Here is an 18,290-nt window from a genome sequence, read left to right on the forward strand (position 1 = left end):
GCCACCGTTTTGCGGCAACCGCAGCAGCGGTCGCGATAGCGAGCGCTGCAGCGGCAGCGGCAGCGGCAGCGGCAGCGGCAGCGGCAGCGGCAGCGGCAGCGGCAGCGGCTTAGAAGATCGAGATCGGCTTCACGATGTCGGCGTAGATCAGCATGGCGCTCATGGCGCCCAACAGAACGACGACAACCAGCGTGAGCGGAATGAACTTTGCGGCATCGAAGGGGCCGGGGTCGGGCTTACCGAAGAGCTTGGCGAAGAAGCGGCGAACACCCTCGAACAGTGCGCCAGCCACGTGTCCACCGTCGAGTGGCATGAGCGGCACGAGGTTGAAGACAAAGAGTGCAACGTTGAGCGAGCCAATGAGGCCGATGAGAGACGCTACTTTGTCGGCCACGGGGGCGTTGTCGAGGCTCGTGATCTCACCGGCGATACGACCAACGCCCACAACACTGATGGGGCCATTGGGGTCACGCTCGTCAGGACCAAAAGCCGCGTTGGCCACGTCGACCATGCGCTGGGGCAGATTCAGGATGACGTTGGCCACCGAAACGATATTGTCGCCGACCGCAGGCAGCACGGCGGTCACCGGCTGCTGTACGGTCTCGAGAGCGGAACCGATACCCAAGAAGCCGTATTCTTCCGTTAGGGCGACGCCGTCAGCATCCTCAACGATCTGACCGCTATCGTCGTAGACGTAGCGCTCAGTGAGCAGTGGCTCAGCCACGAGAGAAACCTCGGCACCGTCGCGCTCGACGACGATGTTCAGTTCATTGCCAGCAGCGGCACGGATGAATTCTGTCGCTTCGGCCCATGAGGAGACGGCTTGGCCATCCATTGACACGAGTCGGTCTCCGGGTATGATTCCCGCGGCGAAGCCGGGAGCGTCAGGGTCGGTGCTTTCGCACGTCTGGCGTTCGGAGGTGGCGTCGAGAACGCACTCAGAAACGCTACCCACCGTGGTGGAGGGCTGCGCGACACCGAAACCCATGAAGAGAATGGCGAACATCACGATGGCGATGAGCAGGTTCATTACCGGCCCACCGAGCATGATGACGACGCGCTTCAGCACGGGAAGTTTGTAGAAAGCGCGCGATTCATCGACGTCGACCAGAGTGTCGGCGCTGGCGCTGCGAGCATCTTGAACGAGCGCTTGAAAAACGCCGGTGGTAGCCGTGCGGCTTCCACTCTCAGATTTGCCGGGAGGGAACATGCCCGCCATCGAGATATAGCCACCGAGCGGAATCGCCTTCACGCCGTATTCCGTCTCCCCACGCTTGCGCGAGAAGATCGTTGGTCCGAAACCAATCATGTACTGACTAACGCGCACGCCAAAGAGCTTCGCGGGCAGCAGGTGTCCGATTTCATGCAGGCCAATAGACACAGCAAGCCCGACGAGAACGACGAGGATGCCAAGAATGTACAAGAGCACGTTTTCCACCCGCTAAGACTAGCCACGCGCACCGACGGTCACCTGTACCGGTGCTGTGGAAGCGGCAGAACAACCCCACACTGGGGGCGAACGCCCCGTTCAGTGCCGCAGCTAGGAGCGAGTGGCGACCACAGCATCAGCGGTGCGTCGCGCCCACGACTCTGCCTCGGCGAGAGCATCCAACGTCAGCTCGGTTGCCTCGTGGGACTGCACGACCCGCTCAACGACATCCAAGATGTCGAGGTAGCCGATCGCGCCGGCGTGGAAAGCCAACACGGCCTGCTCGTTCGCTGCATTGAAGACCGCGGGGAAAGTGAGGCCGGCTGCGCCAACAGCTTTCGCCATTTCAACCGCAGGGAATACCTCGTTGTCGAGAGGCTCAAAGTTCCACGTGCTCGCCGTCATCCAGTCGAGCGGAGCGCCGACGCCCGCGACGCGGCTCGGCCAGTCCAGGCCGAGCGAAATCGGCAACCGCATGTCGGGCGGGCTGGCCTGAGCGATCGTCGAGCCATCGACGAACTCCACCATCGAATGCACGATGGACTGTGGATGCACCGTCACAGCAATGCGGTCGTACGGCACACCGAACAGCAAGTGCGCCTCAATCACTTCGAGGCCCTTGTTCACGAGGGTTGAGGAATTCGTCGTAACCACGAGCCCCATATCCCAGGTGGGATGAGCGAGCGCCTCGCGCGGAGTCACATCGCGCAGGGAATCACGCGTGCGACCCCGGAATGGACCCCCGGATGCCGTAAGCACCAAGCGGCGCACTTCGGAGTGTTCGCCAGAACGCAGCGCTTGGGCGATGGCCGAGTGCTCCGAGTCAACGGGAACAATTTGCCCGGGCTTCGCTCGCGACGTCACGAGTTCTCCGCCGACAATGAGGCTCTCTTTGTTGGCGAGAGCGAGCGTCGCGCCAGATTCAAGGGCCGCGAGCGTGGGCCCGAGGCCTACTGAACCGGTGATTCCGTTGACGACGACGTCGGCAGGGACATCCCGCACCAACTGCGCCGCCTCCTCGGCACCGAAGGCAATGTGCTTCACGCCGAAGCGAGCCGCCTGCTCTTCGACGAGGGTTCGGTTGGAGCCGGCTGCGAGACCGACGACCTCGAAACGGTCACGGTTTGCCTCGATTACCTCAAGGGTTTGCGTGCCGATCGAGCCCGTCGATCCGAGCAGAATTATCTTGCGCATCCCGCTACTTTAGTTGGCTCGCACAAATGTGCGTCAACGACGAGCGCGAATTAGCCAATGCCGAGGATGTCGACGACGAAGACGATGGTATCGGTTCCGCCAATGCCTGCGCCCTCGTTACCGGCTTCTCCATAGCCTTCGCTCGGAGGCAATACCGCGATGATTTGTGAACCAACCTGCTGGCCCTCGAGCGCAGCTTTGAAGCCAGGCACTACTTGCCCCGTGTTGAAGGTCGACGGCTCCCCGCGCGCCCAGCTCTCGTCGAAAATCTCGCCGGTGGTCCAGTTCATGCCCACGTAGTGGACAACAACATCCGAGTTCTCTTGAACGGTTTCGCCAGCACCCTGCTTCAGTACAGCGACTTCAAGCTCCGCTGACGGGTCAGTGTCAGGAATGGTGATCGTGGGGCGACCATCGTCGTCGAGCTCAACCGCCGGGAAACCTTCCTCAGCGGGCTGGTCTTCACCGTCGGCGCGCGGAAGCGCGGGCTCGGCAGGCTCGTCAACGGAAACTACGTCAACAACGAAGACGATGTCGTCATCAGCGCCGACTCCGAGCGATTCGCGGCTTGCGTCGTCGGCGAACGACTCCTCGGGCGGAATGACGCCCACGACGCGAGTACCCGCGGTGGAGCACTCAATTGTCTTGACGATGCCCACGAGGAACTGCTCGGCATCCACGGGGAACGGGGTCAACCCGGTTTCGTCGTAAGTAGTGGAGGAAAGCTCTTCGCCCGTTTCACCGCTGTACAGGCTGAACTGCACGTTGGCCGTGGCTGCCTCAATAGCAACGATGTCGCCGTCACCGGCAATCGCGACAGAGCGCTCGGTTTCAGAAACGTCGGTCGGGAAGTCAATGGTGACCTCAGGCTTGGCGCCGAAGTCGCCGCTCACCTGAACGGCCTCAGAGGCCGAGCCGGATGCCGTCGGCGTGCAATCGCCGGAGTTCTCAGCAGTCGTCGAGTCGGCGGGCGAACACGCGGCGAGTGACGCCACAACGCCGATGGTCAACAGAAACGGAATCGCTTTTCGCACAAGAACCCTTCACAGCAAGAACACGGAGCACCAATCCTCCCGCACCCTTGCTGTGTGTAGCGTGTGGAATCGCCGACTCGGCCAGTCTGCCGTCGGCATTACTCAGCGGCAGACTCGACGATGATGCGAGGTTGGTGCAGCACGGGAAAGTTTACGGAAGACGCAATGAAGCACTTGCCACTCGCCTCGGCGTGGGCATCCATGGCGTCTTCTACGCTGCCGGCAGAAATCGTGACGACCGGGCGCAGGGTGACCGACGTGAAGTGGCCTCCCCCGTTGTCGGTCTGCTTCAGGGTGCCCGATACCTCGTCGTGGTACGCGGTAACAACAATCCCGCGACTGACAGCAACGTGCAGGTAGCTGAGCATGTGGCACTGGCTGAGCGCCGCGATCAGCAGCTCTTCGGGGTTCCAACGATCTGCATGGCCATGGAATACTCGAGCGCTTGACCCATCGATCGGATGCTTGCCCACCGCGGTGACCTCGTTGTGGCGAGAGTAGCCACGGTAGTTTGTCGTGCCCTCGCCCAGATTTCCGGACCATTCCAAGCGCACTTCAAAATTGTGGTCGATGTTCATCGAAACCTCCCTCGCGGCCCCGAGGGCCAGCATCACAGACCGCAGCGGGGCGATCACACCCAACGTATCTAACTCTCACCGTAGCGCCGCACGCTGAGAAGTGTCGCCGCGGTTTCACACGGGTTCGGCATCCGAACCCTCACTCTGGCCAGACGGAGATAACGTAGGAGGGTGAACTCTGTAACGACGGCTTCCTCCCGCGCACTCACGGTCGACGACACCACTCAGCTCGCTGTGTTGGAGCGTTCCGGGATGATCGAATCTCGGCATCTTGGAGCCGCCGTCGTGCTCTCCCCCGATGGCACCGAACTGCGTCGACTGGGCAACCCCGATGCGTTGATTTACCCGCGCTCCACGCTGAAGCCGATGCAGGCAATCACCGTCTTACGCGCCGGCGTCACGCTGAATGACGAACAACTTGTCTTAGCTAGTGCCAGCCACACCGGCAGTCAGCGCCACCAAGACGTTGTCGCATCGACGCTCGCTGCGTACGGCCTCACCGAAGATCACCTTCGCTGCCCGCCCGATTGGCCCGCAGACTCGGCCACGCGGCGCGCTTCAGATGCTCCGCGCCGACTCGCCATGAACTGCTCGGGCAAACACGCGAGTTTCTTGGCCGCGTGCGTCGTCAATGACTGGCCGCTCGAGAACTACCTCGAGCACGGTCATCCGCTTCAGGAACGCATTCGAAACACCATCGTCGAGTTCACGGGTGAGCCTCTCGCTCATGAAGGAACGGATGGATGCGGGGCTCCGGTATTCGCCGTGAGTCTCGTGTCGCTCGCCACCGCCATCCAGCGCATTGTGCTGGCGGATGCCGCGACCGACGCCCACGCACACTCGCTCGTGAGCGCCATTCGCGGCAACGCGTGGGGCCTCGATATGCCGCAGGTCGCCGAAGCGATGGACACCCTGGGAATCATCGCCAAGCGTGGTGCCGAAGGGGTGCTTATTGCCGCTGCGCCCGACGGCACGACCGTCACGCTTAAGATTCTCGATGGCTCGATCCGCCCGCTGTTGCCCGTGGGACTTTCGTTGCTCGCCGAGGCGGGCGCTCTTGATGCGGATGCTGTGGCGACCGTGCTGAAGTCGACGACTGAGCAAGTGCTCGGCCGCGGTCTGCCCGTTGGCGAGCTGCGCTTCGAATTGGCCTAGGGCAGCCCGCGTACTTCGGGCGGTTAACGCACTCACCCCAGGCGGCTGCGCTCATGGAGCACGCCGCGCTGGGGAGGAGTGATGGAGTATTTAGCCCTTGCCCGTGATGCGACGGAATTCAGCGTTGAACGACTGGTCATCGGTCGTGCTGAGCGTGCGGAACGTGCTTGCACGTGACATCGCCGTGGCGTTGGGGAACGTGAACTGGTTCGATGCGAGCTTCGGGAAGTTCTCGATGGCGTACTCGAGAGTTCCGTCGACGGGGCTCACACAGTGGATCCACTCCACAACCTCTGTGGCGATAGCGGGGTCGTAGTAGAAGTTCATGAGCTTTTCGGCGTTGGCCTTGTGCTGAGCGCCAGCCGGAATCACGAGCGAGTCCGTGAAGAAAGTGCCTCGCGATCCGGGCAGCAAGAACTTGAATTTCTCGTAGCCTGCTTGGGCGTTGAGCACCGCGATGTCTCCTGCGCGGGCGAATCCGGCCAATGCTTCGCCAGATTTGAGTTTTTCAAGGTAGTCGCTTCCGTACACACCGAGGATGTGCTTCGACGCGAGGTGAGTTTCGAGAACGGCGCTGGCCTTCTTGAATTCGTCGATTCCCCAATTTTCATCAGCGATGTCGACGCCGTTAGCGAGCAGCAGCATGCCCATGGTGTGACGCATTTCGGCGAGCACAACGACTTTGCCCTTGAGGTCTTCGCTCCACAGCTGTTCAACGGAGACCAGCCCCTTGGGGTACTCCTCCGCGTTCCAGGCGAGTCCGATGAATCCGCTCTGCCACGGCAGCGAGTATTCGCGCTCGGGGTCAAATTCTGGGTTACTCAGAGTCTTGGTGAGATTTGCCTTGTTCGGGATGTTGGCTGAGTCAAACTTCTGGGCGTATCCGAAGCGAATGAGGCGCGCGGCCATCCAGTCGCTGACGCAAATGATGTCGGCACCGGTCGGTTCTCCGAGAGCGAGCTGGTCTTTCATCGTCAGGTAGAAGCCAACGTTGTCTTCAACAACGGCCTTGTACTCGACTTCGATGCCTGTTTCTTTCTTGAACGCCTTGAGTGTCGCTGAGCTACCGCTGAGGTCCTCGTCGATGTACGAGGGCCAGCTGGCCCAGACCAGCGAACTGTCGCTGTCAGAAATATCGATCGCGTCCGACCCATCCGGCGCGGCACACGCCGCAAGCGCGAGTGCGGACATACCGACACCTGCTCCTTGCAACAACCGCCGACGGCTGAGTTGAGATTGCTTCGCCTGCAGCATTAGCTGCTGGATCGCATGATCCTGCGGAAGTGCTCTCGTCACGTTTTCTCCTTCGCCCCCACCAGTTACACCGATGGTAGTGAGCGCAGTCCGGGTTGTTGTAGCCCCAATTAGGAGGGGGCTTTTGGCGCTTCATAATAATTTCACGGATACTTCACAATTTCGCGCTCAAAATGTGCCCAATTCGGGTACCCCTGAGGAAGACGCACGTTAGGCGTTTCGCGCGACGTTGTCGCCTGTCGGCGCGGAGGCGTGGCTCTTTCGAGGCAGTTGAACCCGCTCGGTGGGGCCGCCGCCGCTCAGTCGCCAGTACTGTCGCGATCCGGGGCTGAGGGGCGGTGGCAATTCTCTCGCGCGAGCCAGTTGCCGGTAGTCGCTCAGGCTGCACCCGTCGAGCAGCACTGTGGCGTGCGGAAGAAGTGCTTGAATCGCTCCCCAGCGGGACTGCCATTCGTCTACCGAACCGACGAGAGCTACGGATCCCCGCGTTCCGCTCGGATTGATCAGCAGCTCTCGCTCACTGCCAGGGGCACCCTCCACTAGTTGCACTGTCCACCCTGCCTCGGTGCAAGCCGCTGCAGTAGCCGCCGGGCGCGTGCTCACGATGGCGAGCCCTCCTTCCCTGCCGACGACTGCGGCGGAAGCAGGGGGCGGTACGGGAAGGAACCGGTCGCTCTGTGCGACCTGCACCCGCGCGCCCTGCCACAGTGCTCCTCCCGCGGGCAGCGTGTCGTTGTACTCCTCCGTGCGGCCGCCTGAAAGCACAAAGTCTTGTCGGGTGGAGAACCTCAGACGCAAGGTTTGAGGAAAGAGCTGCGAGAGTGACTGCAAGGCCGCGGTGATCCGTTGAGCGCTCGCGACGACCGCAATCCCAGCCGCCGGCCCTTCCCGCAGTATGCGCGCGAGTCGTTCCAGCACTGCCGGACGGTATTCGTCGTCAAATCGTGACACCGCAGCGTCGAGGTCGTCGACCACCACAAGCACTGCAGCGGCGGCGCGGCCCGGGTGACCGATCACATCCAACCGCGCATAGAGCTGCGCGAGGGAGTCCCAAAACGACGCTGAGTCGGTTCCGAGCACAAGGATGTCGCGGGATGTCACGTGAGCGAGCGTCGAGAGCGTGACGCTTTTTCCGCTGGAGGGGGCGCCAAGCACGAGCAGGTGTCCATCGCCGGAGGGCGACCAGGTCGCGACGCCATGACGTTGCTCTTCAGGGAGGTCCGTCATTCCGAACGCAATAGTGCCCCCGCCCTCTGGGGTGTGACGTGTCACTGCGCCGGGAGCCTCTGGATGCGCGAGCACGGTCGAGAGCGAAAGGTGTTCACTCAGCGGCTCACACCACGGCCGTCGGGGTTTCGCGCTCGAAGCCCATCGTTCAGCAATATCCCGGATGTCGCGGGGGTCGACCAGCGCAAACTGCGCGAGCTCGGCGGACGACGATCCATGCGCGACCCACGCCCGCCCTTTCTGCTGCGCCGGGAGTTCTGCGGCGCGGTCGCTGCCGATGACGGCGGAACTATCGGCTCCGTTGTTGACTCGAAGCGATATCCGCAAGTCAGCGTTGGCGAGAAGAGAGTCCCGCACAACACCCGAGGGGCGCTGTGTGCACAGAATGAGATGAACTCCAAGAGAGCGGCCGCGCGCGGCGATGTCGCTGAAGAGGGTGTGGAGTTGAGGATAGTCCTCCATCATCGCCGCGAACTCGTCAACCACGATCACCAGCCGTGGCATGCTCTCAAGATCTGAGATATCGCGGACCTTTGCCTGAGCGAGAGCGCGTTCACGATGTCGCAACTCGGCGCGGAGGCTAGAAAATGCTCTCGCTGCGGAGTTTTCGTCGAGGTCGGTAATGATTCCGACGGTATGTGGAAGCTGGGTTAGGGCGTCAAAAGCAGAGCCGCCCTTGAAATCAACGAGCAGGAACGTGACGTCCTCCGGCGCTGTCTCGGCCGCCATGGCAAGGACCCAGGCGATGAGCAACTCACTCTTACCGCTGCCCGTCGTTCCGCCCACAATTGCGTGCGGACCGTCGGCGACAAGATCGAGCGACATCGCACTGCGGGTGCCCATTGCCGGCCGCGCTTTCAAGGAACGACGACGCGCGGCGCGCGGACGGTGTTCAGCGTGCGACATCGCCGCGATTTCAGAGAAACGCACCAGATCTGGCAAATCGTCGATCCCCGAGGCGAGACCGTCGCGGGCCGCAATTCCTCGCGCTGCCCGCACCCACTCCAACGCTTGCTCACGGCCCAAGAACGAGGGTTCGAAGTCACGGCGTTGATGACGATCTGGGTGCCGCACCACCGCGACTCTGTCACCGCGTGCCTGAATAACGATCCTGTGCCCGCTTGGCACGTGCCCCTCTTCCTGCACCACGGTGACCGATACCTGTGGTGTTGAGTCCCCCAACACGCCCCACTGCACAGTCGCAAGGTCGGTACCGCCAGCTGACTCGTCGACGCTCTGACTCTGCACATCACTCCCCCGGAGTTGCCGGTGCGGAAGAGCCTCGCTCCAGGGTTCGGCCGCGAATGCTCCGCCGAGTCTCACCCAGCTCGCGGTGGGCGCGAGGGTTCGCGCAAGTTGGATCGATACCGCGCGGGCCAGGGACAGCGCCATCAGCTGGTTGCCGAAGATCGCGACCCCGAGCCGCGCATTGACCGCGATAGGGGCGCGTTCAAGGTGCTCGGCCTGTGCCGTGAGCGTGCGATAACTTTCTTCAACCTCGGGCGGTTGAGCGTCATGAGCGCCGGTGCGATCGATCGCGATGCTGCTGCGGACAAGCCCATAGCCGAGATGAACCGGAAGCACATCGGCTGGCTCACGCATCCAGCGTGATGCGTCGGTATGAACGTCACTGACCAACATGATTGCCGGGGGTGTTTTCTCGGCAAGTTCGGCAAGTTCGCGACGGTGATATGCCTGGATTTTTGTCACAGTCGCGGCGGCGTCATCGGAAAATCGAGCTTTCTCAGTGCGGCGCAATGCTCGAGCGGACACGCGCGAATCGATATAGCTACCTGTCGCTGCCAGCGGGCCCAGCGCGGCGAAGATGAGGGCAAAGGTTGAACCCGTGATCAACCAGATCGCCACGGAGGCAACGACCGGAACAGTCGCCGCGATCACCGGGAATTTGAATGGTGCCGGGCGCTGCGGGGGCGGCGGAAGCGCAATGCGAGGGGCAGTAAGAGGAGTCTCGTTCACTCCTCTACTTCATCAGTTTCCGCACTCACGATTCGGCGCGCACGAAACCTAGTGCAGACCCCCTTCGGGGCAAACCCTGTGGAGGGACAGTCTCGGTTCTCGCCGCTAGCTGACGATGAAGAACTGCTCTCCGATTTCTACGCGAGTTCCACGGACGACCCGGTAACGCTTACCCGGTTCGCACCGCTTCGGCTCTGCGCCAGGCTCACGCACGATGGTTCCGTTGCCGGAGTAACGGTCGCTGATCCAGAACACGCCACTCATTTGACCGAACTCAAGATGAGTCTTCGAGACTGACTTGCTGGGGTCGGTGATCGGCACCACGATGTCGAATTTCTCAGAAGGCTCCGGGATGGGGTTTCGCCCCACGAGCCCGTTTCCGGTCACGATAACGCTGTCGCCCGTGCTGAACTGCAGCACAAAGCGCGTACCAGTGACGCTGCGTTCGACGATGCGGGTGTCTTCGATGTCTGCTTCATCCGCTCCGAGCGCTGCCAGAGGGACGGGCGGCGAGATCGGAAGCTCGACCCTCTGGTTCGACTTTGGCGGCGGCGCAAGCACCGAGAACCCCGGGGCTCCCGAGGCAGTCGTTGCCGCGGCCGTACTACCCTGCATGCCTTCACCCTCGGCTGCTGTTTCGAGCGGAGGTGCCGCTTCCAGATGCGGCTGCGCGGCGGCGGCAGCCGGGCCCTCTTCGCGGGATTCGGTGTGAGGTGCCTGAGGTTCGGTGCCGCCGATAAGAGGCTGCTCGAGCTCTACACTTCCTGGCTCGATGAGCGGAAAAGCATCCCTTGTCGCGCTTGCGCTTTTCGCTGTTTCCATCGCGGGAACGTCAGGGTTCTCCGGCGGAGCGTCTTCGGCCTCGGTCTTACTGTCCGCGGATGCACGGGGCGCGGCAATCTCGATGCCGTCGACGACATCTGGCTCTGGCTCTGGCTCTGGCTCTGGCTCTGGCTGGGGATCATCGTTCCGGGTCTCGACTACTTCAAGGATGTCAGGAACGGCAGCTCGATGGTCGGCGGAGAGCGCATTGATACCGCTCGGCTCATTGTCAATCTCGACCGGGACGTCAGCGTTTTCGGCCGGGGCGCTCTGCTGGGGCTGCTCGTCCTGCTCCGCCCGGGGCTCCTCCGTCGGGGCGGGGATGGCCTCAACAGACGCGGAGGCCTCAAAGTTGAGGTTCTCGGCGCTGCCGTTGGGCTCGTCGTTCTCGGGAGCACCCGCAACAGCCTTCTCGGCTGCCGGCGTTCCCCACGGGAATGGATCAAGCACCGGAGCGGCCGCACGCGAGCTGGGGCCGACACCATGCTTGACGAACCCGCAGGATCCGCAGAAGATATCTGACTCTGACAGCTCATTTCCGCACTGAGTGCACGTGTCTGCGCCAGCATGGCTTTCCATTGTTGCACTGCTCGCGGAGCGTTCCGGCTCGCGAGCGTTCGGGCGAGACTGTACCGCCGCAACCGCTGAGCGCGGTTGTGTTCCGTGGCCGCTAGGCTCAGCTTCAGCGGAGATGGGCGCCTCGTCGTCCGTAACAGCCGCTGGTGCTGGATGGTCGACGACCCGTTCTGAAGCAACAGGAGCGAAAGCGGAAGCGCGAAGTCGATCGGCCGTCGTAAAGACGGCTTCTTCGCCGAGCGGGCGTACAGGCTTCACGCGAAGCGACTCTACGTCGTCTGGAGTCACCTCAGTGCGCCCCAGCTTGCTCAAGTCAGGCTCGAATGACGAGCGTGGCAACGGCGCCGGCTCGACAAGCGGCTCTGGAACGACTCTCGCCGGTTCGACTACAGCAGCTTTCTCGTTCATGTCCCCCGACTCCCCATCTTCGTGCTCTTGCTCGTGCTCGCGCTCGTGCTCGCGCTCGTGGTCTTGCTCTTCTTCGCGCGCGTGGAAGTCATCACTATCGAACTCTGCAGCATCGCTGGACTGTTCGACTTCAGGCTCAGGCTCAGGCTCAGGCTCAGGCTCAGGCTCAGGCTCAGGCTCAGCGATAGATTCGCTTGCTGCACTCTCAGGAGCGACTACTCGTGATACTTCTTCGCGGATTCGGTCAGTGTCAGCAACAGCATCTGCGTCAGTGGTCTCTGCGTTCTCGAGGTCGGCGCTGTCGGCTGCGAGCCCCGGGGTTTCTGCCTCTACGGCCGCCGCCGCTTCGGCTCGCGCCTCGTCGGCTCGCGCCTCGTCGATAGCGGCATCCAGTTCAGACGACGTCTCGAAGTCGGCAGTAGACGGCTCTTCCGCATGGCTTTGGTCGCTCAACGAAGTGCTGGAGGTCGCCGCCGCGGGCTCATCAGTCTGCGCAGCCGCAGCGACACTCGCTAGGACTTCAACGTGGTGGGCCCGTTTGGGCTCGTCCGGCTGACCTGTTTCTGAGGCGGGCGCGACGTGTGCGAAGGACCCGATGCTCGCGACTGATTCCGGGCTGGCATCCACTTGGACATCTGTTGCCACGTCGTCATCTGCGTCGAGAGCGGTTTCCGGTTCCAGTTCCGTATTTGCATCCGGTTCGGCGGCTGCGGTTGCGGTTGCGGTTGCGGTTGCGGCTACAGGTTCGACATCTGCATCAGCATCAGCGAAATAATCGATCTGCGTCATGGGAGTCAGTAGCGGAGGGGTATCGACGGGTTCAGCGCTGTCGTCTTCGCGGCCAGCATTCGCGTCCGAAGCCGCGGCTACATCAGGAGCGCCGCTCTCGGCGTCAGGGCTCACGGAATCGTCCCGGCTCTCACCGCGAACTTCTTCTTCGTGTGAATGCAAGCCCACAGTGCCGTCGTTACTCTCGGCGGCCTCGGTGTGAGGTTCGGGCTCGGGCTCGGGTTCGGGTTCGGGTTCGTCTAGCCGCTCTGCCGGGTCGGGCCGCTCTGCCGGGTCGGGCTGCTCTGCCGGCTCGGGCTGCTCTGCCTGATCTGCCTGCTCGATAATCGGCGCGGGCATATCCCGCCAGGTCGCCGTCGCGACAGGCTCCGGAAGCTCACTCACCGAGCTCACGATCAAGTTTCGGTCAAAGCTCAGCGCCGAGGGGTTGGGCACTTCGTCATAGGGACCGTCTTCGTCGAAGGGCAGCACTTCGTCGTACGGGCCATCTTCATCAAAGGGCATCTCGTCCACGAGGGCATTGACGTCGTGCGCAACGTCAGCCTCGCCGGTCGAGACCGCGATGTCGGCTGGTGCGGACAGCACAAGGGGCTCGCCCAGTTGCAGAGTGCGCGCGTCTTCCTCAAGGACATCAGGTAATGACACAAGGGCTTCACGAAGCGCGGCAGGCAATTCGTCAAGAGAAATAACGGCGTCGTCATCGTCACTCGCACTAGCGCTCACGCTCGCACTCGCACTCGCCTCGTGATCACTGCTAGCAGCGGGCTCGGATTCATGCTCTGCGGTCACGGCAGCTTCGTCAGCAGCTCCAACCGCAATTTCGTGCTCCCCGATCGGCGTCTCGGCGGTATCCGAAGCCGGAGTTGTGGCTGTGGCTGTGGCTGGCTCATCCTCAGCAAGAGCAACGCTCGTGGCGGCAGCACCGTTCTCGGCAGCAGCCAATTCGCGCTTACGGCGACGACGCGAGCCCAGCGGAGCGTCTGCGTTTTTACTAGCCGAGCGTTCGCTCACGGCGACCGGTTGGCGGGCAGACTCAGTACTCGTCGCAGCACCTCTGCGGGCACGACGAGACATCGCCGGCCGGCCACACTCAGCGCAGTAGACGGCATCGGCAGGCAGTTGCGTCGCGCAGAAAGAACAATTCACGGGTAGCCCTCTATCGCTTAAACAGACTTGTGACACTATAACCACCGAGCGATCGCAGCGATATTTTGGTCTTGAACCGTGCCCAGCGCGACAGCCCTGTGTTGAGTTGAGTTTCCAATTCCGACACGGTCGACCAGAAAGCATCGACGTCAGAAGCTTCAGGGGTGCCCCCCGAGAAAATTGCGCGGTCGGCATGCTCGGCAAGCTGACGCGCATCCGGAGTCGCCATCACGGCAGCGACCTCGGTTCGCGTGCCCGCAATGGGTGGCGAGTAACCGTGGTCAATGAGCGAATCCTCGAACTCTTGCCACCCACCGCTGATCTGCTCTACCGATGACTCAGCGCGTTTGCGCAGCTGTCGGCGGCGCAACTTCGCGGCAATGATGAGAACGAACGGTGCCGCGAGCACCAGCACAATAAGTGCGATCCAACCTGCCGTACGCAGCGCAGCGAGAATGGCTTGGAGTACTGGGTCGAGGTCGGGCTGCAAAGCCTGCTCGCTATCGGGGTTCGACTGCTGGTTGGTCGTATCCGACTCAATGTCAGGCGGCTGAACGACGGTCTGCGGGCGGGCGACCTGGGCAATGTCGTCCGGGTCTTCATCCGGAATCTCTCGTAGTGGCGGGTTCGGGTCGATGGTGACCCAGCCGTACTCTGCTGTGTTCACCTCGATCCACGCCGAGACATCGTCGCCACGAATCTGAGAATCTGATGTTACGAACCCGAGCACCACACGCGCAGGGAATCCGAGTTCATTGGCCATCATGGATGCCGCAACCGCGTACTGCTCTCCATCGCCAATCATGCGTGGTGCCGTCACCAACTCGGCAATCCGATCGGCAGAGTGTCCCGAGCGGCTAGCTGGCTCATCCACGCCGACGCCGTGACTGATGTAGCCGTCGGCAGCGAGTCCGGAGAGCATCGCTTGCAAGCGCTCCCCCGACGAGGTGAATCCCCGCACGTACTGGTCAAGTTTCTCGGTGAGCTCGTCGGGCGACTGCTGAATCGAGGGCACTTCGGCCGGGCCAGGAGTAAGAGAACTGATCTCGTCTGCATCCGGCTGGAAGGGCGCCACACCTTCGAAGGTGTAGGAATCACCGCTCATAAGACCGTCGACAACCGCGGCAGTTCCCGAGACCTTGTTGTAGTAGAAAGAATCCCGAAGGTCAGCTGCACGATCGCCCGAGAAATCGACCTGCTCGAACAGCCCTACGGTGGGGAGCCATACCCCGGAATAGTCAGCGACCGTGATGGTCATTTCGACTTGTTCGCCGTCAATCGCGGACTGGTCAAAGCGAGACGGCACGCGCGAGAAGGAACCAGATTCGCTTGACACTTGGTCACTGCCGACCGCATAAACCACGCCGTTGTAGCTATCCAGAGTCGCGAGGCGCACTCGAGTTCCCAAAGGCACTCCCGCTACTTCGAACAGCACAGAATTTGCGGTGCTCGGCTGCCAGTAGCGCCGGAAGCCCGAAAGCGGGCTGACATAGTCACGGGGATCGAAAGGCTCAACGATTGCCGTGCGCAACACCGAACGGTTGTTCGTCGGCGGGAGAACGTTAGCGGCCACCACAGCGATGCCCGAGGCGATAGCCAAAATGACGACCGCGCTGACCACCGTGCGAACCCCAGCAAAGCCGAATTCACGCTTACGACGCGCGACGCCAGCTTTATCCATTGCTGCTTCAAGAGCGTTGACCGTATCGCGACGGCGACGCCAGCGGAACCACACCAACGAGAGCGAAATCACGATGAGAAGGATGAGAGACAACGAGAGCGGCTGATCGGGATAGGTCGGGCCCAGGGCAATGGCCATCACGAAGACAACCATCGCCGGCACCACCGCGAGCTCCGCAACGCGGGTGCGGAACGCGATGCTCAACGCAACCACGGTGCCGAAATACACAAGCACGAGGGCAGGGACGAGCAGGGCTTGATAATCGCCTACCGGCAAGGAAATGGTGAGCAGCTGTTTCCACCCCAGCGCTACTCCCACAATGAGATCGCTGAGCCCTTCGAGCGACGGCACAACGCCGAACTGGGTCTCCGACGGCACGGCGACCGGCACTCCAATGATGAGAAAGACCAACACCGAGACGAGGGATGTCGTCACGAACGACCACGATCGCCACAGGGCGAGCACGGCAACAATAGATCCCGCGAGGATGGCGACGGCAATCAGTGTGGTGAGCGCCTGCGTGCGGTAGATCGGCCAGAGCGCAGCCGAAGCGACCGCGATCGACAACCAGAGCAGTACGCCAGAAACGATAACGAAAGAACGAGAGACAGGTCGTGTCATGCACCCGCCGATCGTGAGAGAGCACGCTTGAGCTCTTCGAGATAGCCAATTGTGAGCACGCTGAGGCCAGCAACCCGGCGGAGCCCCGGGACTGCCTCCGGGTCACACACGATTGCCACAACTTCTACATTGGCCGCGAACTTCGTCGACGCCGCGCGCAACTGCTGAGAGGTCACTGTGGAACCACAAATGAGAAACGCAACCGAGACGCCGCTGGTTTGTTCCGACGTTACGCGAGCGACGTCGATCAGACGGAGGGCGGTGTCGGCGCTCTGAACTCGAGTGAGGTCATCCAGCAACCGTGTTCCGGTCAAGGTGGACAGGGCGCGAACTGCAAAAACCTTGCGCTTGGCGAACTGCGGAGTCTGCTCACTAGCGACTACGGTGACGGTTCGGGCATCCCGAATTGCCTGCGCTCCGAGAGAGCCGGCAACGCTGACGCCCATCTCAAACTCATAGTCGTTGGCATAATCCGCCGTCGCGAGGCTCAAAGCAATCACGAGGTGGCTGCGTCGAGTCTCTTCAAATTGCCGCACCATGTAGCGACCGGTGCGAGCCGTCGATTTCCAGTGGATGTTGCGGCGTTCGTCGCCGCGAACGTATTCGCGCAGCGCGTGGAACGAGATGTCGTTGTTAGCAAGGTCCTTAGTCGGGTTGCCCTCGAGGTCGCGGATGAGGCCGGTACTCACGCTGGGGATGCTAATCGTTCGGGGATGCACAAAAATCTCAGCTGAATCGGTCCAGATTAGCTCGCGCCGCACAAGTCCAACGGGGTCTGCACGCACGGTACGCACTGGTCCCACTGAGATCACGCCACGGCGGTTCGTCGGGATGGGAAAGTCATGAGCGGCCGCTCCGCCAGGGCGCAAACTAGGCAGCACTGCCTCAGCCACGGTGGATGCCACCGGAATCTCTGCGACAACCCCCAAGCTGCGACGCTTACCTTCATTGACCCCGTGCACTTCGCCGCTGGCAGCCTCGCCCACGACCACGCGCTGGTGCTCGACTCGCAGGCTAATAGCGAGGTGGCTTCGACCCAAGAGGTAGATGGCGGCCATGAGCGCGATGGCAATCAGGGCGAAGCCAACAACAACAAGCTCATTCCACGAGATCGAGTATCCGACCACAAGCGTCAGCGGTATGAGCAACAGAACGGCCCACCCGACCGGCGTGATAACCGATGTAACGCGCTCGGCGTACCGGGTGATCGTGGCGCGCGCGACTACTGCAAACCGCACCAACGTGACGATCAGGTCGGCAAGAAAACCAGTGCGGTATCCAACAATTCGGGTGCGCGCGTTATCGAGACCGCGAATTGCGGTCGGAAAGTCGCTGTCTGAGCGCGCCCGCTCCCCGCCCGGACCTGAATTCTCCGCCGCGGTGTTATTCGAATGCCCTTTCGCCGAGCGGTTCAGAAGTGAACTCACACGGCTTGCCGTTCTGTGGGCGGCGGGTTCTCGATGAGGATCTGTGCAATCACGCTCGAGGCGGTGACGCCTTCGAACTCGGCTTCAGCATCGATCACCAGACGGTGAGCGAGCACCGATTCGGCGAGGGCCTTTACGTCATCCGGAACGACATAGTGTCGACCATTGGATGCTGCGAGAGTCTTCGCTGCGCGCATCAGTGCGAGGGCGCCCCGCACACTCACGCCGAGTCGAACCTCGGTGGCGCTACGAGTAGCTTCGACCAAGCGGCTGACGTAGTCATTGATCGTCGGGTCAACGTGCACGGTGCGTGCAAGTTGAGCCATTTCCACGACGAGTTCAGCACTGACCACTGGTTCGATAGTCGTGGAATGAGCAGCGACACCGGCACCATCGAGAATACGAAGTGTGGATGCGCGGTCGGGGTAACCGATCGACGCTTTCATCAGGAAGCGGTCAAGCTGCGCTTCAGGTAGGCGGTACGTTCCGGCCTGCTCGATGGGGTTCTGGGTTGCGATAACCATAAACGGCGAGCCCACGGGATGCGTGACGCCATCCACGGTCACCTGGCCTTCTTCCATTACTTCGAGAAGAGCGGCTTGAGTTTTGGGGCTGGCACGGTTGATTTCATCCGCAAGAACAATGTTGGAGAAAACGGGGCCCGGGTGAAACTCGAATTCGTTCTCACGCTGATCGAAAATGCTGACACCCGTGATGTCACCGGGGAGTAGGTCAGGAGTGAACTGGATACGGTTTGTCGTTCCCGAGACGCTCTGCGCGATCGCGCGAGCGAATGAGGTCTTTCCCGTTCCCGGGTAGTCCTCGAGGAGAAGGTGACCTTCGCTGAGAAGCGCGGTGAAACCGAGGCGCACGACAAAGGTCTTGCCGAGAAGAACCTGTTCTACGTTCGTGACAAGTCGGTTAAAGCTTTCTGCGAACCATGCGGCTTCGTCGGGAGTCATGGTCATAGTG

11 protein-coding genes are annotated in these 18,290 nt (G+C 61.9%); 1 reads left to right on the forward strand and 10 read right to left on the reverse strand.

Features of this window, described 5'->3' with window-relative positions; genetic code table 11:
- Positions 1–109: 109 nt before the first annotated feature.
- From ACWTV3_RS13180 to ACWTV3_RS13195, 4 genes are all read right to left on the reverse strand, one after another.
- Positions 110–1,438: a M50 family metallopeptidase gene (locus tag ACWTV3_RS13180; RefSeq protein ID WP_498478665.1), complete on the reverse strand. Its 1,329-nt coding sequence runs from the start codon at positions 1,436–1,438 to the stop codon at positions 110–112.
- A 102-nt stretch (positions 1,439–1,540) separates the two neighbouring features.
- A complete protein-coding gene (locus ACWTV3_RS13185) occupies positions 1,541–2,623 on the reverse strand; it encodes a 1-deoxy-D-xylulose-5-phosphate reductoisomerase (RefSeq protein ID WP_498478666.1) in 1,083 nt (360 codons plus the stop codon).
- Positions 2,624–2,673: 50 nt separating this feature from the next.
- Positions 2,674–3,657, reverse strand: a complete 984-nt coding sequence (locus ACWTV3_RS13190) for an FKBP-type peptidyl-prolyl cis-trans isomerase (RefSeq protein WP_498478667.1) — start codon at positions 3,655–3,657, stop codon at positions 2,674–2,676.
- 98 nt (positions 3,658–3,755) lie between these two features.
- Positions 3,756–4,235, reverse strand: a complete 480-nt coding sequence (locus ACWTV3_RS13195; protein WP_498478668.1) for an OsmC family protein — start codon at positions 4,233–4,235, stop codon at positions 3,756–3,758.
- A 171-nt stretch (positions 4,236–4,406) separates the two neighbouring features.
- On the opposite strand from ACWTV3_RS13195, the gene ACWTV3_RS13200 reads away from it, so the two are divergent.
- A complete protein-coding gene (locus ACWTV3_RS13200) occupies positions 4,407–5,390 on the forward strand; it encodes an asparaginase (RefSeq protein WP_498478669.1) in 984 nt (327 codons plus the stop codon).
- A gap of 90 nt (positions 5,391–5,480) precedes the next feature.
- Here the strand turns inward: ACWTV3_RS13200 and ACWTV3_RS13205 are convergent, their stop codons facing one another.
- From ACWTV3_RS13205 to ACWTV3_RS13230, 6 genes are all read right to left on the reverse strand, one after another.
- Positions 5,481–6,686: an ABC transporter substrate-binding protein gene (locus ACWTV3_RS13205; RefSeq protein ID WP_498478670.1), complete on the reverse strand. Its 1,206-nt coding sequence runs from the start codon at positions 6,684–6,686 to the stop codon at positions 5,481–5,483.
- 168 nt (positions 6,687–6,854) lie between these two features.
- Positions 6,855–9,848, reverse strand: coding sequence for an FtsK/SpoIIIE domain-containing protein (locus ACWTV3_RS13210; protein WP_498478671.1), 2,994 nt, complete (start codon positions 9,846–9,848; stop codon positions 6,855–6,857).
- Positions 9,849–9,953: 105 nt separating this feature from the next.
- Positions 9,954–13,454: an FHA domain-containing protein gene (locus ACWTV3_RS13215; RefSeq protein WP_498478672.1), complete on the reverse strand. Its 3,501-nt coding sequence runs from the start codon at positions 13,452–13,454 to the stop codon at positions 9,954–9,956.
- A 145-nt stretch (positions 13,455–13,599) separates the two neighbouring features.
- Positions 13,600–15,891, reverse strand: a complete 2,292-nt coding sequence (locus ACWTV3_RS13220) for a transglutaminase TgpA family protein (protein WP_498478673.1) — start codon at positions 15,889–15,891, stop codon at positions 13,600–13,602.
- On the reverse strand, positions 15,888–17,318 hold the full coding sequence (locus tag ACWTV3_RS13225; protein ID WP_498478674.1) for a DUF58 domain-containing protein: 1,431 nt from the start codon (positions 17,316–17,318) through the stop codon (positions 15,888–15,890). Before ACWTV3_RS13225 ends, ACWTV3_RS13220 begins: the two co-directional genes overlap by 4 nt.
- A complete protein-coding gene (locus ACWTV3_RS13230) occupies positions 17,315–18,286 on the reverse strand; it encodes an AAA family ATPase (protein WP_100389990.1) in 972 nt (323 codons plus the stop codon). Before ACWTV3_RS13230 ends, ACWTV3_RS13225 begins: the two co-directional genes overlap by 4 nt.
- Positions 18,287–18,290 lie beyond the last annotated feature (4 nt).

Source organism: Salinibacterium sp. AL4.1, from assembly GCF_059767305.1.

Excerpts from the sequence above, each read along its gene's own strand:
- ACWTV3_RS13220 (WP_498478673.1), bottom strand. The coding sequence starts at position 15,891 with ATGACACGACCTGTCTCTCGTTCTTTCGTTATCGTTTCTGGCGTACTG.
- ACWTV3_RS13230 (WP_100389990.1), bottom strand. The coding sequence starts at position 18,286 with ATGACCATGACTCCCGACGAAGCCGCATGGTTCGCAGAAAGCTTTAAC.
- ACWTV3_RS13195 (WP_498478668.1), bottom strand. The coding sequence starts at position 4,235 with ATGAACATCGACCACAATTTTGAAGTGCGCTTGGAATGGTCCGGAAAT.
- ACWTV3_RS13185 (WP_498478666.1), bottom strand. The coding sequence starts at position 2,623 with ATGCGCAAGATAATTCTGCTCGGATCGACGGGCTCGATCGGCACGCAA.